A 23693-nucleotide genomic window follows, 5' to 3' on the forward strand; every position below is an offset into this window, starting at 1 on the left:
GCGGATCCGATCCGCGCTCGGATGCGGCTGCCGATCGCGGCAGGTCTGCGCCGGGCGGACAAGCCTCCAGACATTCCTAACATCCGCGGGCGCACACTGCTGACGCCGGGCGCTGCGCCGCGGATAATGCGCGCGCCAGCCGCAATCCCGCCAGCCTGCCTCCCCGGACGTCCGACGACGGCGCCGATGGATTCCCTTTTGCAGATGCGGAGATTGCGCAATGAGTGACAAATTCAGGGTCGAACACGACAGCATGGGCGAACTGCAGGTGCCCGCCGATGCCTTGTGGGGAGCGCAGACCCAACGTGCGGTGCAGAACTTCCCGGTGTCGGGGCGTCCGATGCCACGTGGCTTCATCCGCGCGCTGGGCCTGATCAAGGCCGCCGCGGCCGGCGTCAACGCCGACCTGGAGCTGTTGCCCAAGGCGGTCGCCAAGGCGATCCAGGCCGCCGCGCTGGAGGTGGCCGACGGCCGCCACGACGCGCACTTCCCGATCGACATCTACCAGACCGGGTCGGGCACCTCGTCGAACATGAACGCCAACGAGGTCATCGCCACGCTGACCAACCGCACCGCCAAGGGCGAGGGCAAGAACGGCAGCAAGGCGCTGCCGACGGTGCATCCCAACGACCACGTCAACCTCGGCCAGAGCTCCAACGACGTGGTGCCGACCGCGATCCGGGTCGCGGCGTTGCTGGCCACGCGCGAGCATCTGTTGCCCTCGCTCAAGCATCTGCGCAAGGTGATCGACAAGCGCGCCAAGCAACTGCAGGGCGTGGTCAAGACCGGCCGCACCCACCTGATGGATGCGATGCCGCTGACCTTCGGCCAGGAGTTCGGCGCCTGGTCGGCGCAACTGGTGTCGGCGCAGGAACGCATCGACGACAGCCTCAAGCGCCTGCGCCGGCTGCCGCTGGGCGGCACCGCCATCGGCACCGGCATCAACGCCGATCCGCGTTTCGGTGGCAAGGTCGCCAAGGCGCTGTCGACGCTGACCGACTGCACCTTCGAGAGCGCCGAGAACAAGTTCGAGGGCCTGGCCGCGCAGGACGATGCGGTGGAACTGTCCGGGCAGCTCAATGCGTTGGCGGTGGCGCTGATCAAGATCGCCAACGACCTGCGCTGGATGAACGCCGGGCCGCTGGCCGGCCTCGGCGAGATCGAGTTGCCGGCGCTGCAGCCGGGCAGCTCGATCATGCCGGGCAAGGTCAACCCGGTGATTCCCGAGGCCACGGTGATGGCCTGCGCGCAGGTCATCGGCCACCACACCGCGATCACCGTGGCCGGGCAGACCGGCAACTTCCAGTTGAACGTGACCCTGCCGCTGATCGCGGCCAACCTGCTGGAGTCGATCCAGTTGCTGGGCAACGTGTCGGTGCTGCTGGCCGATTCGGCGATCGCCGGGCTCAAGGTACGCGAGGAGCGGGTGCGCGAGGCGCTGGACCGCAACCCGATCCTGGTGACCGCGCTGAATCCGATCATCGGCTACGAGAAGGCCGCGGCGATCGCCAAGCGCGCCTACAAGGAGAACCGGCCGGTGCTGGAGGTGGCCAAGGAGGACAGCGGCCTCGGCGAGGACGAGCTGCGCCGGCTGCTGGACCCCGCCGCATTGACCGAAGGCGGCATTCACGGCGGCGCGGGCGGCGGCGGCTGAAGCGCGCTGGCGCTGCGAGCAGAAATGCCTGGCATGGCGTTATGGCGTGCCAGGCGCAGCGGACGATCGCACGGTGAAAGCAGTCGGGACTGAAGTCCCTCCCACATCGTCTCCGGATATCTCGCCGCAAGCACCTGTAGGAGCGGCTTTAGCCGCGAAGAACGAAGGAGGGCGGCAATCGGACACCGAAAGCAGCCGGGACTGAAGTCCCTCCCATATTGCGCCCAGACGCCTCACCGCAAGCCCCTCCTGTAGGAGCGGCTTCAGCCGCGATGGACGTTCTCGGTAAAGCCAATCGCGGCTAAAGCCGCTCCTACAGGGGCCTCCAATCCTTCGAGGCTCCCTCGTGCCTGGCTTGCCGACTCCGGCAGCCCTCAGCGGCGTTCGGCCTGCAGGTTGCCGAAGCTGTCGCGGTACGGCTGCAGCGACGGAATGTCGCGCAAGACCGCTTCCTGCGCGGCGGTGATCTCCGGAGTCGGCGCGAAGCCGACCGAGCGCATGTTCGGGTCCGGCGCCGCGGTCTCCAGGGTGCGCTGGCGCTGCATCTGCAGGTGCATGAACAACTGCTGCAACTCGGTGCGCTGCGCGGCCGGCAGCGGCAGTTCGATGTCGTCGATGCGCAGGCTGCCATCGGGGCCGATGGTGGCGTTGGCGGCCGGGGCGCGGCGCAGCATCACGTTCATGCTGTCCACTGCCACGCGCGGCTTGCTGCGCTCGGCGCGCGAGGAGGCGGTCTCGCCGCCGCGTCCGCCGCAGGCGGCGAGCAGCAGGCACAGCGACAGCAGCGAGAACCAGGCGAACAGCGTCTTCTTCATGGGGGCGATGGAGCGGGGGAGAGTACCGCCCATTCTAGAGTGTGTGACCGTGTCGCGGCGTGCGGCCGCATGTCGCAGGGCGCGCCGGTCGCTCGCCGCAGGCGATGCCGTGCCGCCCCGGCGCAGGGGGGAGCGCCGGGACGGCGAGGGCGCGTTACGCGGCCGAGTGCCTGCAGTCGCTGACGTCGCTGTCGTCGAGGGTGGAGTAGGGACGGAACGCCGGCACCTTCTGCATCAGCGCATCCTGCGCGGCACGCAGCGCGGCGACTTGGTCGCAGATCTTTAGCGCCGCCTGCTTGATCTTGTCGGCCTGGGCCTCGACCTGCGCGCCGATGTGCTCGGTGTCGCCGCTGAGCACGCCGCTGATGGCGTCGCCGGCCGCCTTCACGCCGAGCGCCGCGCCGGCCTTGCCGACCTCCACGCCCTGCTTGCCCACCGCCTCGATCTGGCTGCGGTAGGCCAGCAGCAGGCGCTGCTGCTCGGCGTCCAGCGCGACCGGCTTGCCGTCGATCAGCAGCTTGCCGTCGCGGGTGATGGTGGCCGGCGGCTGGCCATCGGCTTTCAGGGTGAGGTCGCCGTTGAGGAAGGTCAGGCTTTGCGCGCCGCCGTGATCGACCACGACGCGGTCGTTGGATGAGCGTTGGCAGGCGCTCAGCGCGAGCAGGGTGGCCAGGGCGACGCCGGCCAGGGGCAGGGAACGGAACTGCATGGGCGTGTCCTCGTACGAAAGGGAGAAAGCGGAGGAGATCAGCGCGGCTTGGGCAGGCTGACGCTGCCGCGCACGCCACGGTGGGTGACGTCGCCGCTGCCGACCTTCTGCACGCTCAGGTTGCCGCCGACGTTGCCCACGTCCAGGTCGCCGGAGCCGACGGTCTGCACCGCGACGCCGCCGCTGACGTCGCGCAGTTGCACATCGCCCGAACCCACGCTGTCGAGCTGCACGCTGCCGCGCACGCCGTGCACGGTGAGGTCGCCGGAGCCCACGGTGCCGACCTTGACGTCGCCGCCGACCTGCTCGGCCTTGACGTCGCCCGAACCCAGCGTCGGCAGGGCCACGCTGCCGACATTGCGCAGTTCGATGTCGCCGGAGCCGACCGTGGCGCTGACCGCGCCGCGGATGTTCTGCGCGTGCAGGTCGCCGGAGCCGATCTTGGCGTCGAGCGAGGCCACGCCGCTGATCTCGGCATCGCCGGAGCCCAGTTGCAGCTGCACCGGCAGGTTGGCGGGAATGCTGCCGGCCACGTTGAGGTAGGCGTAGCGGTTGCCGACGCTGATGCCGTGGATCTTGCCCTCGTGCTTGAGCGTCACCACCAGGGTATCGCCGTCGTGGCGCTGGCGCAGGGTCAGCTCCTTGAGCATGTCCTCGTCGGAGGCGCAGGCGCGGCCGCGCAGGGTGGAGTCGCCGCCGCTGGCGCCGCTGAGCTTGAGGTCGTTCTGCTGCACGTCAAACAGCACCGACTTGACGCCGGCCAGGTCCAGCTTGAGTTCGCGCGGTTCGGAATACTTGCAGTCGTCGGCCATGGCGACGGCCGGCAGCGACAGCAGCGCACACAGGGCGAGGGTCTTGCGCATCGGGAAACTCCTTGCGGAAAAGGGAAGGGGGGCTGCGCTGCGATCAGGCTTCGTCGCGCCAGCGGCGCACGTAGATCGCGGCGACGATGAAGGCCACGCCGACGGCGGCGCCGATCCACATGTCCGGGTCGCGGAACAGCACCCAGCTGTCGCCCAGGTGGATCGCATTGACCAGGTCCTGCGGACCGCTGATGTGGGTCTCGGCCACCTGCTCGTTCAGTACCGGGCCCCAGCTGCCGGGCAGCACGCTGAGCAGGCCGCGATAGACCACCGTGTACCAGATCAGGTTGTGGTTGACATTGAGCATCGGCAGGATGCCCATCATGCTGGCGGTCACGCAGCCCAGGATCGGGATCAGCACCGCCCACAGGAACGGCTTGCTGCGCGCCCAGGCCGAGCACAGCATCAGCCAGCCGATCGCCGGCAGCGACCACATCACCTGTACCGGCAGTGCGGCCAGGACCATGCCGATGATGCGCAGCGGGTGCGATTCGGTGAAGACCGCGGTGCTTTGCGGGATGCCGTTGACCGACAGGGTCAGGGCGGTGACCACCCACAGCGCCAGGCCGATCAGCAGGCCGACGCCGATCGCCAGCAGCGGCGCCAGCAGCAGCGCCCAGGCGGCCTTGGACAGCACGGTGCCGGTGTCCGACAGCGGTAGCGACTTCCAGAACAGCACGCTGCGGTCGCGGCGGTCGTCGTACAGCGCGCCCAGCGCGTAGAAGAACACCACGAAGCCGACCACGATGCTGGCCAGCAGGACGCCGGCGAGCATGGTGCCGTCGCCGACCGCGCCGATGATCTGGTGGGCGTTCTGGGCCTGGCCGTCCCACTGCACGTCGTTCAGGCGCGAACCGCCGCCGTGGTTGCGGCCGGCGATGCTGCCGATGATCGATAGCACGGTGTACAGCGCGGCGACGATGCCGCCGGTGATGACCGGGGCCCACAGGAAGCCGCCGCGGTGTTCCCAGAACTCGCGCTTGAGCAGCCACGTGAAGGTGGACACGGGAGAGATTGTCTTGGCGGGAGCGTTCATGCGTAGGTGCCCTTCATGATGGCGACGAACAGGTCGGCCAGGCCGGGAGTGCGGGTTTCGCCGAGCGCGGCCAGCTGCGCCTGCGGCACGCCGTCGTACAGGAACACCGACTTGCCGAACGGCAGGCCGCGTTCGTCGATCGGCTGCAGCGCGCGCGCCGCGTCGATGCGCTCGGCCGGCACCAGCAGCTCGGTGTAGCGGGTGGCCATGTGCTCCATGTCGGCGCTGAGCACGATGCGGCCGTCGCGGATGAACAGCACGTCGGTGAGGATGTGCTCGATCTCCTCCACCTGGTGGGTGGTGATGACGATGGTCTTCTGCTCGTCGAAATAGTCTTCCAGCAGGCGCTGGTAGAACTCCTTGCGATACAGGATGTCCAGGCCCAGGGTCGGCTCGTCCAGCACCAGCAGGCGCGCGTCGATCGCCATCACCAGCGCCAGGTGCAGCTGCACGATCATGCCCTTGGACATCTCGCGCACCCGCAGCTTGGGCGAGAGCTTGGTGTTGGCCAGGAAGCGCTCGCACTTGGCGCGGTCGAAGCGCGGATGCACGCCGGCGACGAAGTCGATCGCCTCGCGCACCCGCATCCAGCGCGGCAGCACCGCCACGTCGGCGATGAAGCACACCTCGTTCATCAGCGCGTCGCGCTGCTTGCGCGGGTCCATGCCCAGCACGCGCAGTTGGCCTTCCACCGCAGTCAGGCCCAGCACCGCCTTCAATGCGGTGGTCTTGCCGGCGCCGTTGGGGCCGATCAGGCCGACGATGCGGCCGGGCGCGATGGTGAAGGACGCGTCGGCCAGCGCCGGCTTGTGGTTGTAGGTCTTGCGCAACCCCTGCGCAGAGACGACGGATTCGGATGCGACAGCGGCAGTCATGGCGTTTTCCCCGGTGGCAACAAGTCTTGCAGTGTCAGGCCCAGGCGCTGGATGCGTTCCAGCACCAGAGGCCACTCTTCGTTGAGGAAGCGCTCGCGCTCGCTGCCACGCAGCTTCTGCGCCGCTTCCTCGGTCATGAACATGCCCAGCCCGCGGCGCTTCTCGACCAGGGCCTCGTCGGCCAGTTCCTGGTAGGCGCGCGAGACGGTGATCGGGTTGAGCTGGTATTCGGCGGCCACCTGGCGCACCGAGGGCAGGGCGTCGCCGGGCTTGAGGATGCCGTCGAGCATCATCGCGATGACGCGCTCCTTCAGCTGGCGGTAGATCGGAGCGCCATCGCTCCATTGGATATCGCTCATGGTCAGCTCCGTGGGCGCAGGGTGCGCGCGAAGGAGAAATAAGGCACGGACAGCGAGGCCCGCAGACGCCGTACCGCCGGGACGGTGGCAGGTGCGGCGCCGGTGGCGCTGTCGTCGTGCGGCGTGCTGGCGCCATAATCCAGCGGCCGTCCCTGGTGGCGTTGGGCGCCGATCCAGCTCGCGCAGAGCAGGGTGCCGACGATGACCAGGGCCGGAAGACTGCGCTGGAGGCGTTTGAGATTCATCGTGGGACCTGCTCTGGGTGAGTGGTGTTGTATTTAACTATAACACCGTTACACGGCATGTCAACACGCTGCGGACCCAACTTCCGACCTGGTCGTGCGCGACTTCCCTTTCTCTTCGACGGTGCCCCATGAAATTTTCCAAGCGTCTGTTTTTCCTCGCGATCCTGGCCGCTGCCGGCGCCGTCGGCAGTGCCTGGGCGGGCTCCCTGCTGGACCAGGACTACCGTCCGCTGGCCGGCAAGGACAAGGTGAACCTGAACAAGACCTACGGCGGCAAGGTGCTGCTGGTGGTCAACACCGCCAGCAAGTGCGGCTACACCCCGCAGTACGACAGCCTGGAGAAGCTGCAGCGGCAGTACGCGGCGCAGGGCTTCAGCGTGCTCGGCTTCCCGTCCAACGACTTCAAGGGCCAGGAGCCGGGATCGGAGAAGCAGATCCAGGAATTCTGCACGCTCACCTACGGGGTCAAGTTCCCGATGTTCGAGAAGGTGCACGTGATCGGCGACGAGGCCACGCCGCTGTACAAGCAACTGACCCAGGCCACCGGCGTGGCGCCGGGCTGGAATTTCCACAAGTATCTGATCGCGCGCGATGGGCGCGTGGTCGCGCAATTCCCGAGCAAGGTCACGCCGGACGATCCGGCCTTGCGCAGTGCCATCGAACGCGAACTGAAAGCGCAGCCTGCGTCGCACTGAAAGCGGGTCAACATCTCGGCCGCGCATGCGACAATGCCGGCCTCTGTCTGCGCCATCCCGGCGCGTCCAGTTCACGGTTCACTTCCAGGGAAAGTAGCGAATGAAGATGGGAATGCGCGGCGCCGTGGCGTCGCTGGTGGTGGGGATGATGCTGGCCGCCGGCCAAGCGCAGGCGCAGGCGCCGGCTGCCGGCAGCGCGACGACGACGCTGAGCAGCGAGAAGCAGAAGGTCAGCTACGCGATCGGCATGGATGTGGCGCGTTCGTTCGAGCCCATCGCCCAGGACATCGACGTTAACGCGCTGCAGCGCGCGATCGAGAACGCGTTCAAGGGCGGCAAGCCGCTGTTGTCCGACGAGCAGACCCAGGCCACCGACACCGCGCTGCGCACGCAACTGGCCGCGCGTAACGGCCAGCCGGTGCCGGGCATGGCGCCTGGCACGCAGCCGCCGCCGGTGTCCAAGGAGAACGTCGGCCTGATGCTGGGCGACCGTGCGGTCGGCCCGTCGCTGGCGCGGATCCAGAACGACATCGACCTGCCGACGCTGATGGGTGCGGTGCGCACCGTGTTCGCCAAGGGCCAGACCGCGATGACCCAGGAGCAGGCGATGGCCACGCTGCAGGCGTTCGGCGCGTCCAAGCAGGCTGCCGTGGCGACCAAGAACAAGCAGGAGGGCAACGCCTTCCTGGCGCAGAACAAGAACCAGAAGGGCGTGATCACCACGCCGTCGGGCCTGCAGTACATGGTGCTGCGCGAAGGCAGCGGCGCGCGGCCCACGCCCACCAGCAAGGTGCGGGTGAACTACGAAGGCAAGCTGCTCGACGGCACCGTCTTCGACAGCTCCTACAAGAACGGCCAGCCGGCCGAGTTCTCGCTGAGCCAGGTCGTGCCGGGCTGGAGCGAGGGCGTGGCGCTGATGCCGGTGGGGTCCAAGTACCGCTTCTGGATTCCGTCCAACCTGGGCTACGGCCCGCAGGGAACGCCGGGCGGCCCGATCGGCCCGGATGCGATGTTGACCTTCGACGTGGAACTTTTGAACATCCTTCAATAACCGAAAGGAGATTACATGCGCGTAGCGATATTCGGCACCGGCTATGTCGGGCTCGTCACCGGAACCTGTCTGGCCGAAGTCGGCCACCATGTGGTGTGCGTAGACATCGACCAGGCCAAGGTGGATGGGCTCAACAAGGGCGTGGTCCCGATCTACGAGCCTGGCCTCTCGCCGATGGTCAAGGCCAATCACGCCGCACGGAGGCTGTTCTTCACCACCGATGCGGCCAGCGCCATCGCGCATGGGGATATCGTGTTCATCGCCGTCGGTACGCCGCCGGACGAGGACGGTAGCGCAGATCTGCAGTACGTCCTGGCGGTGGCCCGCACCATCGGCCAGCACATCCAGGGGCCGACCATCGTGGTCAACAAGTCGACGGTGCCGGTGGGCACCGCCGACAAGGTGCGCGCGGCGATCGCCGCCGAGCTGGAAGCGCGCGGCGAAGCGATCGAGTTCGACGTGGTCTCCAACCCGGAGTTCCTGAAGGAAGGCGATGCGGTGGCCGACTGCATGCGGCCGGACCGCATCGTCATCGGCAGCAGCAAGCCCGGCTCGGCCGCGCGCCTGCGCCGCCTGTACGCGCCGTTCAACCGCAACCACGACCGCATCGTGGAGATGGACGTGCGTTCGGCCGAACTGACCAAGTACGCGGCCAACGCGATGCTGGCGACCAAGATCAGTTTCATGAACGAGATCGCCAACATCGCCGAGCGCGTCGGCGCCGACGTGGAGAAGGTGCGCCAGGGCATCGGCTCGGATCCGCGCATCGGCTGGCACTTCATCTACCCGGGTGCCGGCTACGGCGGCTCGTGCTTCCCCAAGGACGTGCAGGCACTGGCGCGCACCGCGCAGCAGTACGGCCACGCGCCCAGGCTGCTGGATGCGGTGGAAGCGGTCAACGAGGCGCAGAAGGGCCACCTGTACGAGCTGATCCAGCGCCACTATGGCGCGGCGCAGCCGCTGAAGGGCAAGACCTTCGCGGTGTGGGGCCTGGCGTTCAAGCCCAACACCGACGACATGCGCGCCGCCTCCAGCCGCCGCCTGCTGGCGCAACTGTGGGAGGCGGGCGCCACGGTCCGTGCATACGATCCTGAAGCGACCGAGGAGGCCAAGCGCATCTTCGGCGAGCGCGCCGACCTGCACTTCTGCAGCGATGCCTTCGATGCGCTGGAAGGCGCCGACGCGCTGGTGGTGGTCACCGAGTGGAAGCAGTTCCGCAGCCCGGACTTCACCCGCATGAAGGAGTTGATCGGCGATGCGGTGGTGTTCGACGGCCGCAATCTCTACGATCCGCAGGAAATCGAGAGCTTCGGCCTGGCGTACTACGGCATCGGCCGCGGACGTTCGATCCATGCAGCATGATTTTTCCACCCAGGATCGGTTGCTGGAGAACCGCCTGATCGAGCTGGAAACGCGCCTCTCCTTCCAGGAGCAGGCGCTGGCGGAAATGAGCGATGCCCTGGCCGAAGCGCGGATCGAAAGCCAGCGCAACGCCGAGTTGCTGCGTCACCTGCTCGAGGATCTGGGCAAGGTGCGCAGCACGCTCTACGCCGACCCGGCCGACGAACCGCCGCCGCCGCATTACTGATCCCCCGAACCGATCGATTCCGTCCCGATGAGCGATACCCTCCGCGAGCAGTTGCTGGGCCTGGGCTTCAAGCCTGCGCCGAAACCCGAACGCAAAGCCCCGCCCGCCGCGCCGCGGCCGCAGGGACGGCCGGGCCAGCGCCCGGCACCGGCCGGGGCGCGCGGCGAGCGCGCTCCCGGCGGCGCGCCCAACGCCGGCAAGCCCGGCGGCGGGCGCGGCCGTCCGCACGGCCACGGCCAGGGCAAGCCGCAGGGTGCGGGCGGCCAGCCTGCACGGCCGCCGCGCAGCCGCGAGGACATCGACCTGGCCAAGGCCTATGCGATCCGCGCCCAGCGCGAGAAGGACGAGCGGATCGAGGCGGAGCGGCAGAAGCAGGAAGAAGCACGCCTGCGCCGCGAGGCGCGGGCCAAGCTCGACGCGTTGCTCAAGGACCAGGCGCTGAACCAGGCCGAGGCCGACATCGCCCGCCACTTTCCCTATGGTGGCAAGATCAAGCGCATCTACGTCACCGCCGACCAGCTCAAGGCGCTCAACGCCGGCGAGCTGGGCGTGCTGCAGCAGAACGGCCGCTACCTGCTGGTGAACGCGGCGCTGCTGGACCAGGCCGAAGCGATCTTCCCGGCAGCGGTGGCGCTGCGGGTGGATCCGAACGCGCCGGTCGAGGAAGACCCCTACGCCGATCCCAAGTACCAGATCCCCGACGATCTGGTCTGGTAAGCGTGGCACTGCCAGGGACGGGCACGCAGGACGCCGGGCGTCTGCGCACGCCGCCGCACGCGGGCGGCGGTTACCTGCCGTACGTGGACGGGCTGCGCGCGATCGCGGTGCTGGCGGTGATCGCCTACCACCTCGATCCGGCGTGGCTGCCGGGCGGGTTCACCGGCGTGGACATGTTCTTCGTGATCTCCGGCTTCGTGGTCAGCGCCTCGCTGCAGCGCTTGCCGGCGGCCGGACAGCTGGGCGTGTTCGCGCAGTTCTACGCGCGGCGCATGCGCCGCATCGCGCCGGCCCTGGTGGCGTGCCTGTTGGTCACGGGGCTGGCCAGCGGCCTGTTCATTCCCGAGTCCTGGCTCAGCGAGACCAGCGCCAAGACCGGGCGCATGGCCTTCGTCGGCCTCAGCAACTGGGTGTTGGCCGCGACCGGCAACGATTACTTCTCGCCCAAGGCCGAATTCAACCCCTACACCCACACCTGGTCACTGGGCGTGGAGGAGCAGTTCTACCTGCTGTTCCCGTTGTTGTTCCTGGCCTGGAATCGCGGTGGCCGCGGCCGGCTATGGTCGACGCTGCTGGTGGCGCTGGCCTCGGCCGCGTCGCTGGCGTTCGCCTGGCGGCATAGCCGTGACGCCGGCGATGCCGCGGCGGCGTTCTATCTGACCACCGCGCGCTTCTGGCAACTCGGCAGCGGGGTGCTGCTGTACCAGGTGCTGGCATTGCGCGGACGATACGACGCCGGCACACAGGCGCCGCCGCCGGCTGCCTGGACCTGGCGTTCGCCATTGCTGGCGGTGGCGCTGGGAGCGGTGGCGGTCGGCCTGTGGCGCGCGCGCCCGGGCCACTCGCCGTGGCCGGATGGCCTGTGGCCGGTACTGGGCACGCTCGGCCTGCTGGCGCTGCTGCATGGCGCTCCAGCCGGCTGGACCCGTCGCGCGCTGGCCCACCGCCTGCCGGTGGCGATCGGCCGCGTGTCGTATTCGCTGTACCTGTGGCACTGGCCGGTGTTCGTGCTGTTCCGTTGGACCGTCGGCCTGGAATCGGCGCCGGCCAGGGCCGTGGCGCTGCTGCTGGTGGCGGCGCTGGCGCTGGCCTCGTACCGCTGGGTGGAGCTGCCGTGGCGGCATGGCCGGATCGGCCGCGTGCGCACCCCGGCGCGGACCGTCGTCGCCGGGCTGGGCGTGGTGCTGCTCGCCGCGGGCACCCATGCGCTGCTGCAGGACACCCAGCGCTACTACGGGCTGAGCACGGTCAGCCGGCATCCGCTGGACTGGTACGCCTATGCCAAGGGCCTGCGCCGGGAATTCCCGCACTGCGCGCTGCAGACCCGCCAGGTACCGGTACAGGTGGGCAGCGCCAAGCTGTTCGAACGCGGCGCCTGTACGCTGCACAACCACGCGGGCGGCCGTTTGTTCGTGGCCGGCGACTCGCATGCGCTGGCCTACAACGAACTGCTGCGGCGCTTTGCGCTGCAGAGCGGGATGCCGGTGCGCCTGTACGGCGTCGGTGGTTGCCCGATCGTCGGCCTGCAGGCCTGGCAGGCGAGTAACCCCGGCTGTCAGGCCTACGAGCGCAGTACCCTGGCCGACGTCGCCGCGCATGCGCGCGATGGCGATGTGCTGTTCCTGCCCGCGTTGCGGGTGCTGCGCCTGGCCGACCAGGACCGCCTGTTCGACGAGACGGCGGTGATGGCCGAGCAGGAAGGCGCCGAAGCGCAGGCCGCGCGCAGCGCTGGCGAAGCGGCCGCGCTGGCGCTGCTGCAGCCACTGGCGCAGCGCGGCGTGCGCATCGTCTTCGAGGCGCCCAAGCCGGTGCTGCGCGCGCCGCCGTATCGCTGTTCGGATTGGTTCAACCGCGGCAATCCGATCTGCGCGCGCGGCATCCCGAGTTCGCGCGCAACCATGGAGCGTTACCGCGCACCGGTGCTGCAGAGCCTGCAGCGCATCGCCGCGCAGCTGCCGCATGCCTCGGTGTGGGATCCGTTGCCGCTGCTGTGCGACGCGCGGCAATGCAGCGGCCGCCGCGACGGGCGCCCGCTGTTCTTCGATGCCGATCACCTCAGCGGCTACGGCAACCGCGTGCTGTTGCCGGACTTCACGTCGCACATCGCGGCGATCCAGGCACACTCGCCGCCGGCGCCTTGAGGCGCAGCCCCTCCGCCTCCCGCCTCGCAAGGAGTTCGCGCATGCCTGTTCCACGTTTTCTCGCGCCGCCGTCGCTGGCGGTGTCGGCGTCCGTCGCCGCCCGCCATGGCCGCCGGCCGCCGTTGCGCCGCCGCGGCGATGTGCTGTTGCGCGGGGCGCTGCTGCTGGCCGCCACTGCCGGCAGCGCCGGCGTGGCCTGCGCCGACGACGCACCGGCGTTCGACCGGCCTGGCATCGGCTTCGCCTCGAGCACCCTGCAGCGCGGCCAGGTGGCCTGGGAGCAGGCGTTCTTCGATGGCAGCTACGACCGCGACGGCGACGTGCGCAGCACCGAGTACGTCGCCAACAGCCGGCTACGGATCGGCCTGAGTGCGCGCACCGAACTGCAGCTGGCGATCGACAGCCAGGTGTGGCAACGCGTGCGCGGCGGCGGCCAGGACCGGCGCGGGCACAGCGGCGGCGACGCCAGCATCGGCCTGAAGCAGGCGCTGCCGAGCACCCGCGACGGCTTTACCTGGGCGCTGCTCGGCAGCGCCAGCCTGCCGGTCGGCCGCGCGCCGTACGGCGATGCCGGCCACCGCTACGACCTGGGCCTGAGCGCCGGGTGGGACCTGCCGCAAGGACGTAGCGTGGCCCTCTACGGCAATGTCAGCGACAGCGAGGACGGCTCAGGCTGGAGCGTCTCGCCGAGCTACACCTTCTATGCCGGCGACACCCTGAGCGCCTACGTCGAGGCCGGCATCGGCGGTGGCGAGGACGACATGCGCGCGCTCGGCAGCGGCGTCACCTGGCTGTTCGCCAAGCGTGTGCAACTGGACGTGTCGGTCCTGCGCGGTCTCTCCTCGCAGACCCCGGACTGGCAGGGCGGCCTCGGCATTTCGATGTTGTTGCGCTGAGCGCGCCGTGCGCGTTGCGCCTTTTCGCAGCGGTCTTGGGCGCGCGACGCGCAGAGGCTGCACGCGGGATCAAGCCGCACGACGCCTGGTCATGTGCGTCTCGATCCGCGCACCGGTGCGCGTGCGACAAGCCGGCGCTTCCATCAGCGCCAGCGCGTCATCGTTGTTTCGATCCACGCACGCGTGAGCGCGCGACGGCCCCGGCTCACTCCGGGTCGTAGTCCAGGTTCGAGGCCAGCCAGCGCTCCGCCTGTTGCAGCGAGACACCTTTGCGCCGGGCGTAGTCGGCGAGTTGGTCCTTGCCGAGCCGGCCGACCACGAAGTACTGGCTCTGCGGGTGGCTGAAGTAGTAGCCGGACACCGCGGCGGTCGGCAGCATCGCGAAGCTCTCGGTCAGCGACATGCCGGCGTTGCGTCCGGCGTCGAGCAGCGCGAACAGGGTCTGCTTTTCGCTGTGGTCGGGGCAGGCCGGATAGCCGGGGGCGGGACGGATGCCGCGGTAGCGCTCGGCGATCAGCGCCTCGTTGTCCAGCGCTTCGTCGTCGACATAGCCCCAGAATTCGGTGCGCACGCGTTGGTGCAGGCGCTCGGCCAGCGCCTCGGCCAGGCGATCGGCCAGGGCCTTGAGCAGGATCGCGTTGTAGTCGTCGTGCGCCGCCTCAAAGCGCGCCACGTGCGGCTCGATGCCGATGCCGGCGGTGACCGCGAACGCACCGATCCAGTCCTGCTTGCCGCTGTCGCGCGGGGCGATGAAGTCGGCCAGGCAGAAGTCCGGGCGCTCGGCGGGCTTGTCGACCTGTTGGCGCAGGAAATGCAGGAGGTGCCGGGACTCGGGACCCGGGGCCCGGGACCCGGGGGAAGCAGATCCCAAAGTGTCGGCAGTTTCTTGCTGTTGCGGGTCCCGGGTCTCGGGTCCCGGGTCCCGCCCAACCACCACTTCCACATCATCGCCCACCGACTGCGCCGGCCACAGCCCGAACACCGCCTTGGCGGTCAGCCACTTCTCCTCGACGATCCGCTGCAGCATCGCCCGCGCATCCTGGTACAGCTCGCTGGCCTGCTGGCCGACGATCTCGTCGGTGAGGATCGCCGGGAACTTGCCGGCCAGTTCCCAGGCCTGGAAGAACGGCGTCCAGTCGATCAGCGGGACCAGGTCGTCCAGCGGGTAGTCGTCGAACACGTGCAGCCCGGGCTGGCGCGGGGTCGGCGGGGTGTAGGCGTCCCAGCCGCCGTCGAAGCGCTGCCCGCGGGCGTGCGCGAGCGAGACCAGGCGCTTGGCGTCGCCGCGGTTCTTGTGGCGCTGGCGGATTTCGGCGTAGTCGGCGTCGTTGGAAGCGACGAAGGCCGCGCGCAGTTCGCGCGAGATCAGCGACTGCGCCACGCCCACCGCGCGCGAGGCATCCTTGACCCACACCGTCGGCGCCGCATAGTGCGGGTCGATCTTCAGCGCGGTGTGCGCGCGCGAGGTGGTGGCGCCGCCGATCAGCAGCGGCATCGAAAAGCCCTGCCGCTGCATCTCGCGGGCGACGTGGGTCATCTCTTCCAGCGACGGGGTGATCAGCCCGGACAGGCCGATGATGTCGGCGTTCTCGGCGCGGGCGCGGTCGAGGATGGTCTGGGTCGGCACCATCACCCCCAGGTCGATCACGTCGAAGTTGTTGCAGGCCAGGACCACGCCGACGATGTTCTTGCCGATGTCGTGCACATCGCCCTTGACCGTGGCCATGATGATCTTGCCGTTGGACTTGCCCGTGTCGCCGCTGCGCAGTTTCTCCGCTTCGATGTAGGGCAGCAGGTAGGCGACCGCCTTCTTCATCACCCGCGCCGACTTCACCACCTGCGGCAGAAACATCTTGCCGGCGCCGAACAGGTCGCCGACCACGTTCATGCCGTCCATCAACGGGCCTTCGATCACGTCCAGCGGGCGCGCGGCCTGCTGCCGCGCCTCTTCCGTATCGACCTCGACGAACTCGTCGATGCCGTGCACCAACGCATGGCTCAACCGCTCGCGCACGGTCTTTTCGCGCCAGGCCAGCTTTTCCCGATTCCCGATTCCCGCCTCCCGATTTCCCGCCTTTTTGTAACGCTCGGCGATCTCCAGCAAGCGTTCGGTGGCGTCGCGGCGGCGATTGAGGATCACGTCCTCCACGCGCTCGCGCAGCTCCGCATCCAAGTCGTCGTAGATCGGCATGCCGCCGGCGTTGACGATGCCCATGTCCATGCCGGCGGCGATGGCGTGGTACAGGAACACCGAATGGATCGCCTGGCGCACGGTCTCGTTGCCGCGGAACGAGAACGACACGTTGGAGACGCCGCCGGAGACGTGGCAGTGCGGCAGGGTGCGCTTGATCTCGCGGGTCGCCTCGATGAAGTCGACCGCGTAGTTGTCGTGCTCCTCGATGCCGGTGGCCACGGCGAAGATGTTCGGGTCGAAGATGATGTCTTCCGGCGGGAACCCGACCTGCTCGGTGAGGATGCGGTAGGCGCGGGTGCAGATCTCCACCTTGCGCGCGCAGGTGTCGGCCTGGCCGACCTCGTCGAAGGCCATCACCACCGCCGCGGCGCCATAGCGCAGCACCTTGCGCGCCTGTTCGACGAACAGCGCCTCGCCTTCCTTGAGCGAGATCGAGTTGACCACGCTCTTGCCCTGCAGGCACTTCAGCCCGGCCTCGATCACGCTCCACTTGGAGGAGTCGACCATGATCGGGATGCGCGCGATGTCCGGCTCGGACATGATCAGGTTGAGAAAGCGCACCATCGCCTTCTCCGAATCGATCAGGCCCTCGTCCATGTTGACGTCGAGGATCTGCGCGCCGTTGGCGACCTGCTGGCGCGCCACTTCCACCGCTTCCTCGTAGCGCTCTTCCTTGATCAGCTTGCGGAACTGCGCGCTGCCGGTGACGTTGGTGCGCTCGCCGACGTTGACGAACAGCAGGTCCGGGGTCAGCAGCAACGGCTCCAGGCCGGACAGGCGGGTGTGGCGGGCGGAGGACATGGTCAGCATTCCGGAAACGGGGAGGTGCCGGCGCGCACGCAGGCGGTACCGTGCTGGCGCCAGGGCGCGCGGGCGGCGGCGGGCGTGCGCGCAGCGGACATCAGGCGGCCTGCGCCTGCGCCGCCAGCGGCACGCGCGGCGGCAGCCCGCGCACCGCCTCGGCGATGGCGCGGATGTGGGCGGGGGTGGTGCCGCAGCAGCCCCCGACCAGGTTCAGCAGCCCGGACTCGGCGAACTCGCGCAGCGTCGCCGCCATTTCCTCCGGCGTCTCGTCGTACTCGCCGAAGGCGTTGGGCAGGCCGGCGTTGGGGTGCGCGCTGACGTAGCCGTCGGCGATCCGCGCCAGGGTTTCCACGTGCGGGCGCAGGTCCTTGGCGCCGAGCGCGCAGTTCAGCCCCACCGACAGCGGCCGCCCATGCGCGACCGAGGCATAGAACGCTTCGGCGGTCTGCCCGGACAGGGTGCGGCCGGAGGCGTCGGTGATGGTCCCGGAGATCATCACCGGCAGGCGCCCGCCGCGCGCGTCGAACACCTCTTCGATCGCGTACAGCGCGGCCTTGGCGTTGAGCGTGTCGAAGATGGTCTCCACCATCAGCGTGTCGGCGCCGCCGTCGATCAGGCCGTCGATGGCCTCGCGGTAGGTGGCGCGCAGCTCGTCGAAGCTGGTGTTGCGGAAGCCGGGATCGTTGACGTCCGGGCTGATCGAGGCGGTACGGCTGGTCGGACCGAGCACGCCGATCACGAACCGCGGCTTGTCCGGCGTCAGTGCCTCGACCGCATCGCAACAGGCGCGGGCGACCTGTGCGCCGGCCTTGTTGAGTTCGTAGACCAGGTGTTCCAGGTGGTAGTCGGCCTGGCTGATGGCGGTGGCATTGAAGGTATTGGTCTCGAGCAGGTCGGCGCCGGCGTCGAGGTAGGCACGGTGGATCTCGGCGATCACCTCCGGGCGGGTCAGCAGCAACAGGTCGTTGTTGCCCTTCAGGTCGTGGCCCTGCGGCGCGTGGTCGCAGCCGGGGCCATGCACATGCTCGGCCTGCGCGTCGTAGCCCTCGGCGAAGCGCTCGCCGCGGTAGTCGGCCTCCTGCAGCCCATGGCGCTGGATCATCGTGCCCATCGCCCCATCGATGATCAGGATGCGCTCGGACAAGGCCTGCAGCAGCTTCTGCGTGCGCTGTGGGTTTAGCCAGGGCGGGCCCGGGATTGGGGATTGGGCATTGGGGATTTGTGAAACAGCCGCTCGACTCATGCTCCGGCCTCCGCCTTGGCTTTTGCCTTCCCCAATCCCGAATCCCCATTCCCCAATCCCGGCTTTCCCGCAATCAACGAGATCACCTCGAAATGCGGCGGGCGCTTCTCGCGGGTCACGGTTTCCAGGCTGGAGACCTCGAGCCCGGCCTTGCCGACGAACTTGCGCAGTTCCTTGGCGGCGAAGCCGAGGTTGACGTGGCCGTAGGCCTGCACCGCGGCCTTGTGTTCGTGGCGCGCCAGGCTGCACAGCAGCAGGCGGCCGCCCGGGCGCAGCACCCGCGCCGATTCGCACACCGCCTGCGCCGGCTTGGTGGCGTAGGTCAGGGCGTGCATCATCACCACCAGGTCGAAGCTGGCGTCGGCGAAGGGCAGGGCGTGCATGTCGCCCTCGCGCACCTCCACGTTGCCGAGCCGGCGCAGGCGCTCGCTGGCCGCGGCCACCACCCGCGCGCTGGTGTCGATGCAGACGTAGCGGCGCGCGTGCGGCGCCACCAGTTCGGCCAGCACGCCGTCGCCGGAGGCGATGTCGAGCACGTCGCCGGTCTCCAGCAGCGGCAGCGCGGTGCGCGCCAGCGCTTCCCAGGTGCGGCCCGGCGAATAGTGGCGTTCCATGTCGCCGGCCACCGAGTCGGCCCAGTTCTGGTCGGCGGCGCGGTTGGCCAGCACCGCGGCCACGCGTTCGGCGTCCTGGCGCAGCAGCGGATCGTCGCTGCCGGTGCTCAGCGCCAGCCACAGCGCGCGCTGGGCCGGGTCCAGCAGGGTCTCGTCGAAGCGATAATAGGCCGACACGCCGGCGCGGCGGTCGCGCACCAGCCCGGCCTCCTTGAGCTTGGCCAGGTGGGTCGAGACGCGCGGCTGCGCCAGGCGGGTGATGGCCGACAGTTCGGCCACGGTCAGCTCCTCCTGCTCCAGCAACGCCAGCAGGCGCACGCGGGTGGCGTCGGCGAAGACCTTCAGCCGGGACGACCAGTCCTCCAGATCCATAAATATCTTCCTATCGCGATATAGAGATATTCTGGTCCGCGCGGCGGTTGCGGTCAAGTTGCACACGCCGGCGTATGGTTGGCGCGGCTACAATGGCCGCACCAACAAGCCCGGGAGGGGTTCGACGTGGATTTCAGCTTTACCGAAGAGCAATTGATGATCCAGGACGTGGCGCGGCGCATCGCCCAGGAGCGGATCGCCCCCAGCGCCGAGCACCACGACCGTGCCGGCGAATTCCCGCTGGAGAACATCCGCCTGCTGGGCGAGAACGGGCTGATGGGCATCGAGGTGCCGGAGGAATACGGCGGCGCTGGCATGGACCCGATCGCCTACGTGCTGGCGATGGTCGAGATCGCCGCCGGCGACGCGGCGCATTCCACCATCATGTCGGTCAACAACTCGCTGTTCTGCGCCGGCATCCTCAAGAACGGCAATGAGGAACAGAAGCAGAAATACGTGCGCGCCATCGCCGAGGGCCGCGAGATCGGCGCCTTCGCCCTGACCGAGCCGCAGTCCGGCTCCGACGCCACCGCGATGCGGTGCCGCGCGGTGCGCCAGGACGATGGCAGCTTCGTCATCAACGGCAAGAAGAGCTGGATCACCTCCGGCCCGGTCGCCAAGTACATCGTGCTGTTCGCGATGAGCGAGCCGGACAAGGGCGCGCGCGGCATCACCGCGTTCGTGGTCGATACCGACAAGCCGGGCTTCCATCGCGGCAAGACCGAGCCCAAGCTGGGCATCCGCGCCTCGGCCACCTGCGAGATCGAGTTCCAGGACTACGTGGCCAGCGCCGACGAGGTGCTGGGCACGCCGGGCGAAGGCTTCAAGATCGCGATGAGCGTGCTCGACGCCGGCCGCATCGGCATCGCCTCGCAGGCGATCGGCCTGGCCCGCGCCGCCTACGAGGCCACCCTGGAGTACGTGAAGGAGCGCAAGGCGTTCGGTTCGCCGATCGGTGCGTTCCAGATGACCCAGGCCAAGATCGCCGACATGAAGTGCAAGCTGGACGCGGCGCTGCTTCTGACCTTGCGCGCGGCCTGGCTGAAGGGGCAGGGCCAGCGCTTCACCACCGAAGCCTCGGTGGCCAAGCTGACTGCCTCCGAGGCGGCGATGTGGATCACCCACCAGGCGGTGCAGATCCACGGTGGCATGGGCTACTCCAAGGAGATGCCGCTGGAGCGCTACTTCCGCGATGCCAAGATCACCGAGATCTATGAGGGCACTTCGGAGATCCAGCGCCTGGTGATTGCCCGTAACGAGACGGGATTGCGTTGAGGCGGGGATTTGGGAGTCGGGATTGGGGATTGGCCGGTTTCCGAATCGGTTGAGGCATCGGGAGAAGCGGCCGCAAGGCCGCTTTTTCTTTTTGTGGAAAAGGGATGAGTGGCGTTCGGGCTGCATTGCGTCGGGACTGAAGTCCCTCCCACAGGGAGCGCTCGGCCTTCAAGGAGCTCTCCGTCTTGCGGCGGGTTTTGGATCGCGCTTCCCGACTAGATTCCCGGACAACAAAAAGCGGCCTTGCGGCCGCTTTTTGTTTGCCTCTACGAAGCGAAAGGATCAAGTCCGAGAGTAGGATTCGCGAATCCCCACTCCCGAATCCCTGGCCTTTCAGCAGCCGAATGGCTGATCATCCCCGCCCCTCAGCGATCCGGCTGATGCCGCGCCAGGCCGGCTTCCTGCATCTGCGTGAACTCCTTCGACGGCTCGTCCAGCTTGTCGCCGAGCATGCGCCGCACCATCACGAAGAACAGCGGGATGAACAGCACGCCCAGCACGGTGGCGAACAGCATGCCGCCGATCACGCCGGTACCGATCGCGTGGCGGGCGTTGGCGCCTGCACCGGTGGAGATCGCCATCGGCAGCACGCCGAGGATGAACGCGAACGAGGTCATCAGGATCGGGCGGAAGCGCAGGTGCGCCGCCTCGGCCGCCGCCTCGCGCAGGGTCTTGCCCATCGCCCGCTGCTCCACCGCGAACTCGACGATCAGGATCGCGTTCTTGGCGGCCAGGCCGATCACCGTGATCAGGCCGATCTTGAAGTAGATGTCGTTGGGCAGGCCACGCAGCAGCGAGAACGCCACCGCACCGAGCACGCCGATCGGCACCACCAGCAGCACCGACACCGGGATCGACCAGCTCTCGTACAGCGCCGCCAGGCACAGGAACACCACCACGATCGACAGCACCAGCAGCAGCGTGGCGGTGTTGCCGGCGATGATTTCCTGGTACGACATGCCGCTCCAGTCGAAGCCGAAGCCCGGCGGCAGGTCGTTGTTGACGATATCCTCCATCGCGCCCATCGCCTGGCCCGAACTGCCGCCCGGGGCCGGGTTACCGACGATGTTGACTGCCGAGTAGCCGTTGTAGCGGCTCAGCGAGGGCGAGCTGTAGATCCAGTCCGAGCTCACCACCGTGCTCAACGGGATCATCTGCGGCAGGCCGCTGCTGTCGGTGGCGGTGCTGCTGGGCACGTAGAAGTTGCGCAGCGACTCCGGACCGGTGCGGAACGGCGCGTCGGCCTGCATGTTGACGCGCTTGATGCGGCCTTCGTAGAAGAAGTCGTTGACGTACACCGGCGCCAGCATCAGCTGGATCGACTGGTAGATGTCGTTGACCGACAGGCCCATCGACTGCGCCTGCACGCGGTCCACCTTCAACTGCAGCTGCGGCGAGTTCTCCAGGCCGTTCGGGCGCACGCCGGCCAGGGTGTCCTGGCGCTGCGCGGCCTTGCCGAGCACGATGTTGCGCGCCTGCAGCAGGGCTTCCTCGCCGGCACCGGTCCGGTCCTGCAGCCACATGTCGAAGCCGCCGAACTGGCCCAGGCCCTGCACGGTCGGCAGGTTGACCACGAAGATCTGCGCGTCCTTGATCCCGTAGAACATCCCGTTCAACTGCTGGATCAGGTCGCCTGCGGTGATGTCGCGGTCTTCCCAGGGCTTGAGCCGGATGAAGCCCATGCCCACGTTCTCGCCGCGGCCCAGGAAGCTGAAGCCGGCCACCTGCAGCATGCCTTCGACCGCCTTCTGCTGCTGCAGCACGCCGCGCATCTGCGCGAACACCTCGTTGGTGCGGGTCTTGGTCGCACCCGGCGGCAACTGCACGATCGCCAGCGCGAAGCCCTGGTCCTCTTCCGGCAGGAAGCTGCCCGGCATGCGCGTGAACAGGAAGCCGCACAGCACCAACAGCAGGGCGAACACGGCCATCCAGCGCGGCGCGCGGCGGATGGTGCTGCCGACCGCGCCGACATAGCGGTGCGCCAGCTTGTCGTAGTACTTGTTGAAGGTGCGGTAGACCCAGTTCGGGTTGTCGTTGTGGGTGGGCTTGAGGAACGCCGCGCACAGCGCCGGGGTGAAGCTCAGCGCCAGGAACGCCGAGAACCCCATCGACATGGCGATGGTGATCGCGAACTGCTTGTAGATCGCGCCGGCCGCGCCGGGCTGCATCGCCGAGGGGATGAACACCGCCGCCAGCACCACGGTGATCGCCACCACCGCGCCGGTGATCTGGGTCATCGCCTTGTGGGTGGCCGCCTTCGGTGCCAGGTGCTCCTCGGACATGATGCGTTCGACGTTCTCGATCACCACGATCGCGTCATCGACCACGATGCCGATCGCCAGCACCATCGCGAACAGGGTCAGCTGGTTGATGGTGAAGCCGATCGCCCACATGCCCAGGAAGGTGCCCAGCAACGCCACCGGGATGACCAGGGTGGGGATGATGGTGGCGCGGAAGTTCTGCAGGAACACCAGCATCACCAGGAACACCAGCACGATCGCCTCGGCCAGGGTCTTGACCACTTCCTCGATCGAGATCTTGACGAAGGTGGTGCTCTCGTACGGCGTGAACCAGGTGACGCCCTGCGGGAAGCTGGGCTGCAGCTCGTCCATCTTGGACTTGACCGCCTCGGACACGCTCAGCGCATTGGCGCCGGGCAGCAGCTGGATCGCGAAGGCGCCGGTCGGCTTGCCGTTGTACTGGGTGTCGAAGCCGAAGTTGGTCGGGCCGAATGCCACCCGCGCCACGTCCTTCAGCCGCACCACGGTGCCGTTGCCGTCGGCGCGCAGGATGATGTTCTCGAACTGCTCGGGCGAGGTGAAGCGGCCTTCGGCGCTGACCGTGGCGGTGAACGACTGGCCCTGCGGTGCCGGATCGGAACCCAGCGAGCCGGCCGCGAACTGCACGTTCTGGGCGCGGATCGCGGTGTACACGTCGTTGGCGGACATGTGGTAACCCTGCAGCTTCTCCGGGTTCAGCCAGATGTCCATGGCGTACTCGGCACCGAACTGCTGGGTGCTGCCGACGCCGGGCACGCGCGAGATCTGTTCCAGCACGCGCGAACCGACGATGTCGTTGAGCGCGTCGCGGTCGATCGACGGGTTGTCCGAACGCAGCGCGATCACGCTGAGGAAGCCGGCGTTCGCCTTGGCCACCACCACGCCCTGCGCGGTCACTTCCGAGGGCAGGCGCGGGGTGGCCAGCGACACCTTGTTCTGCACCTGCACCTGGGCGATGTCCGGATCGGTGCCGGTCTCGAAGGTCAGGGTGATGGTGGCGGTGCCGCTGGAGGACGACGACGAGCTGAAGTACAGCAGGTGGTCGATGCCGGTCAGCTGCTGCTCGATCACCTGGGTGACCGAGCGTTCGGTGGTGCTGGCGCTGGCGCCGGGATAGGTGGCGGTGACGGTGACCTGGGGCGGGGCGATCGAGGGATACGACTCGACGCCGAGATTGAGGATGGCGATCACGCCGCTGAGCGAGATCAGGATCGCCACCACCCAGGCGAAGACCGGGTGTTCGATGAAGAACTTAGGCATGGGGGGAG

Annotated in this window: 20 protein-coding genes; 9 read left to right on the forward strand and 11 right to left on the reverse strand. The window is 68.4% G+C overall.

Annotation, left to right across the window (positions count from 1 at the left end):
* Positions 1-220 precede the first annotated feature (220 nt).
* Positions 221-1654, forward strand: a complete 1434-nt coding sequence (locus NUG21_RS08880; protein WP_263392844.1) for a class II fumarate hydratase — start codon at positions 221-223, stop codon at positions 1652-1654.
* Positions 1655-2028: 374 nt separating this feature from the next.
* Here the strand turns inward: NUG21_RS08880 and NUG21_RS08885 are convergent, their stop codons facing one another.
* The 7 genes from NUG21_RS08885 to NUG21_RS08915 all read right to left on the reverse strand — a co-directional run bounded on the left by NUG21_RS08885 (position 2029) and on the right by NUG21_RS08915 (position 6556).
* A complete protein-coding gene (locus NUG21_RS08885; protein ID WP_160948233.1) occupies positions 2029-2469 on the reverse strand; it encodes a hypothetical protein in 441 nt (146 codons plus the stop codon).
* A 154-nt stretch (positions 2470-2623) separates the two neighbouring features.
* Entirely contained in the window at positions 2624-3178 is a 555-nt protein-coding gene (locus NUG21_RS08890; protein WP_160948236.1) for a DUF2884 family protein, read from the reverse strand.
* Between the two features lie 38 nt (positions 3179-3216).
* Positions 3217-4041, reverse strand: a complete 825-nt coding sequence (locus NUG21_RS08895; RefSeq protein ID WP_263392845.1) for a DUF4097 family beta strand repeat-containing protein — start codon at positions 4039-4041, stop codon at positions 3217-3219.
* A 43-nt stretch (positions 4042-4084) separates the two neighbouring features.
* Complete coding sequence (locus tag NUG21_RS08900; RefSeq protein ID WP_184502411.1) at positions 4085-5077, reverse strand: ABC transporter permease; 993 nt, start codon at positions 5075-5077, stop codon at positions 4085-4087.
* Entirely contained in the window at positions 5074-5952 is an 879-nt protein-coding gene (locus NUG21_RS08905; RefSeq protein ID WP_263392846.1) for an ABC transporter ATP-binding protein, read from the reverse strand. Before NUG21_RS08905 ends, NUG21_RS08900 begins: the two co-directional genes overlap by 4 nt.
* A complete protein-coding gene (locus NUG21_RS08910; protein ID WP_017908106.1) occupies positions 5949-6311 on the reverse strand; it encodes a GntR family transcriptional regulator in 363 nt (120 codons plus the stop codon). Before NUG21_RS08910 ends, NUG21_RS08905 begins: the two co-directional genes overlap by 4 nt.
* Positions 6312-6313: 2 nt before the next feature.
* On the reverse strand, positions 6314-6556 hold the full coding sequence (locus NUG21_RS08915; protein WP_242160424.1) for a hypothetical protein: 243 nt from the start codon (positions 6554-6556) through the stop codon (positions 6314-6316).
* A 128-nt stretch (positions 6557-6684) separates the two neighbouring features.
* Between NUG21_RS08915 and NUG21_RS08920 the strand changes: the two genes are divergently transcribed.
* From NUG21_RS08920 to NUG21_RS08950, 7 genes are all read left to right on the forward strand, one after another.
* A complete protein-coding gene (locus NUG21_RS08920) occupies positions 6685-7251 on the forward strand; it encodes a glutathione peroxidase (RefSeq protein WP_263392847.1) in 567 nt (188 codons plus the stop codon).
* Between the two features lie 100 nt (positions 7252-7351).
* Entirely contained in the window at positions 7352-8302 is a 951-nt protein-coding gene (locus NUG21_RS08925) for an FKBP-type peptidyl-prolyl cis-trans isomerase (protein ID WP_160948242.1), read from the forward strand.
* Positions 8303-8317: 15 nt separating this feature from the next.
* On the forward strand, positions 8318-9664 hold the full coding sequence (locus NUG21_RS08930; protein WP_019796455.1) for a UDP-glucose dehydrogenase family protein: 1347 nt from the start codon (positions 8318-8320) through the stop codon (positions 9662-9664).
* On the forward strand, positions 9654-9890 hold the full coding sequence (locus NUG21_RS08935) for a SlyX family protein (protein WP_010344225.1): 237 nt from the start codon (positions 9654-9656) through the stop codon (positions 9888-9890). The genes NUG21_RS08930 and NUG21_RS08935 overlap by 11 nt, the downstream gene beginning before the upstream one ends.
* A gap of 27 nt (positions 9891-9917) precedes the next feature.
* Entirely contained in the window at positions 9918-10607 is a 690-nt protein-coding gene (locus NUG21_RS08940; RefSeq protein WP_263392848.1) for a DUF2058 domain-containing protein, read from the forward strand.
* 2 nt (positions 10608-10609) lie between these two features.
* Positions 10610-12748, forward strand: coding sequence for an acyltransferase family protein (locus NUG21_RS08945; RefSeq protein ID WP_263392849.1), 2139 nt, complete (start codon positions 10610-10612; stop codon positions 12746-12748).
* Positions 12749-12789: 41 nt separating this feature from the next.
* The gene (locus NUG21_RS08950; protein ID WP_263392851.1) at positions 12790-13644 is read left to right on the forward strand and encodes a transporter; all 855 of its coding nucleotides are present in this window, start codon (positions 12790-12792) and stop codon (positions 13642-13644) included.
* A gap of 205 nt (positions 13645-13849) precedes the next feature.
* On the opposite strand, the gene metH is transcribed toward NUG21_RS08950, so the two are convergent.
* The 3 genes from metH to NUG21_RS08965 all read right to left on the reverse strand — a co-directional run bounded on the left by metH (position 13850) and on the right by NUG21_RS08965 (position 18871).
* Positions 13850-16639 (reverse strand): methionine synthase, encoded by a 2790-nt coding sequence (gene metH, locus NUG21_RS08955; RefSeq protein WP_263392852.1) that lies wholly within the window; start codon positions 16637-16639, stop codon positions 13850-13852.
* Positions 16640-16739: 100 nt separating this feature from the next.
* Complete coding sequence (locus NUG21_RS08960; protein ID WP_263392853.1) at positions 16740-17885, reverse strand: homocysteine S-methyltransferase family protein; 1146 nt, start codon at positions 17883-17885, stop codon at positions 16740-16742.
* Positions 17882-18871, reverse strand: coding sequence for an ArsR/SmtB family transcription factor (locus NUG21_RS08965; protein WP_263392854.1), 990 nt, complete (start codon positions 18869-18871; stop codon positions 17882-17884). Before NUG21_RS08965 ends, NUG21_RS08960 begins: the two co-directional genes overlap by 4 nt.
* A 126-nt stretch (positions 18872-18997) precedes the next feature.
* Between NUG21_RS08965 and NUG21_RS08970 the strand changes: the two genes are divergently transcribed.
* A complete protein-coding gene (locus NUG21_RS08970; protein WP_017907602.1) occupies positions 18998-20146 on the forward strand; it encodes an acyl-CoA dehydrogenase family protein in 1149 nt (382 codons plus the stop codon).
* Between the two features lie 365 nt (positions 20147-20511).
* Here the strand turns inward: NUG21_RS08970 and NUG21_RS08975 are convergent, their stop codons facing one another.
* Positions 20512-23685 carry a multidrug efflux RND transporter permease subunit gene (locus tag NUG21_RS08975; protein ID WP_263392855.1) on the reverse strand — a complete coding sequence of 1058 codons (3174 nt, stop codon included), beginning with the start codon at positions 23683-23685 and terminating at the stop codon, positions 20512-20514.
* Between the last annotated feature and the right edge of the window lie 8 nt (positions 23686-23693).

The organism is Xanthomonas sp. CFBP 8445, from assembly GCF_025666235.1.
GTDB classification, from domain to species: Bacteria; Pseudomonadota; Gammaproteobacteria; order Xanthomonadales; family Xanthomonadaceae; genus Xanthomonas_A; species Xanthomonas_A indica.

Excerpts from the sequence above, each read along its gene's own strand:
- NUG21_RS08880 (WP_263392844.1), top strand. The coding sequence starts at position 221 with ATGAGTGACAAATTCAGGGTCGAACACGACAGCATGGGCGAACTGCAG.
- NUG21_RS08885 (WP_160948233.1), bottom strand. The coding sequence starts at position 2,469 with ATGAAGAAGACGCTGTTCGCCTGGTTCTCGCTGCTGTCGCTGTGCCTG.
- NUG21_RS08890 (WP_160948236.1), bottom strand. The coding sequence starts at position 3,178 with ATGCAGTTCCGTTCCCTGCCCCTGGCCGGCGTCGCCCTGGCCACCCTG.
- NUG21_RS08895 (WP_263392845.1), bottom strand. The coding sequence starts at position 4,041 with ATGCGCAAGACCCTCGCCCTGTGTGCGCTGCTGTCGCTGCCGGCCGTC.
- NUG21_RS08900 (WP_184502411.1), bottom strand. The coding sequence starts at position 5,077 with ATGAACGCTCCCGCCAAGACAATCTCTCCCGTGTCCACCTTCACGTGG.
- NUG21_RS08905 (WP_263392846.1), bottom strand. The coding sequence starts at position 5,952 with ATGACTGCCGCTGTCGCATCCGAATCCGTCGTCTCTGCGCAGGGGTTG.
- NUG21_RS08910 (WP_017908106.1), bottom strand. The coding sequence starts at position 6,311 with ATGAGCGATATCCAATGGAGCGATGGCGCTCCGATCTACCGCCAGCTG.
- NUG21_RS08915 (WP_242160424.1), bottom strand. The coding sequence starts at position 6,556 with ATGAATCTCAAACGCCTCCAGCGCAGTCTTCCGGCCCTGGTCATCGTC.
- NUG21_RS08920 (WP_263392847.1), top strand. The coding sequence starts at position 6,685 with ATGAAATTTTCCAAGCGTCTGTTTTTCCTCGCGATCCTGGCCGCTGCC.
- NUG21_RS08925 (WP_160948242.1), top strand. The coding sequence starts at position 7,352 with ATGAAGATGGGAATGCGCGGCGCCGTGGCGTCGCTGGTGGTGGGGATG.
- NUG21_RS08930 (WP_019796455.1), top strand. The coding sequence starts at position 8,318 with ATGCGCGTAGCGATATTCGGCACCGGCTATGTCGGGCTCGTCACCGGA.
- NUG21_RS08935 (WP_010344225.1), top strand. The coding sequence starts at position 9,654 with ATGCAGCATGATTTTTCCACCCAGGATCGGTTGCTGGAGAACCGCCTG.
- NUG21_RS08940 (WP_263392848.1), top strand. The coding sequence starts at position 9,918 with ATGAGCGATACCCTCCGCGAGCAGTTGCTGGGCCTGGGCTTCAAGCCT.
- NUG21_RS08950 (WP_263392851.1), top strand. The coding sequence starts at position 12,790 with ATGCCTGTTCCACGTTTTCTCGCGCCGCCGTCGCTGGCGGTGTCGGCG.
- metH (WP_263392852.1), bottom strand. The coding sequence starts at position 16,639 with ATGTCCTCCGCCCGCCACACCCGCCTGTCCGGCCTGGAGCCGTTGCTG.
- NUG21_RS08960 (WP_263392853.1), bottom strand. The coding sequence starts at position 17,885 with ATGAGTCGAGCGGCTGTTTCACAAATCCCCAATGCCCAATCCCCAATC.
- NUG21_RS08965 (WP_263392854.1), bottom strand. The coding sequence starts at position 18,871 with ATGGATCTGGAGGACTGGTCGTCCCGGCTGAAGGTCTTCGCCGACGCC.
- NUG21_RS08975 (WP_263392855.1), bottom strand. The coding sequence starts at position 23,685 with ATGCCTAAGTTCTTCATCGAACACCCGGTCTTCGCCTGGGTGGTGGCG.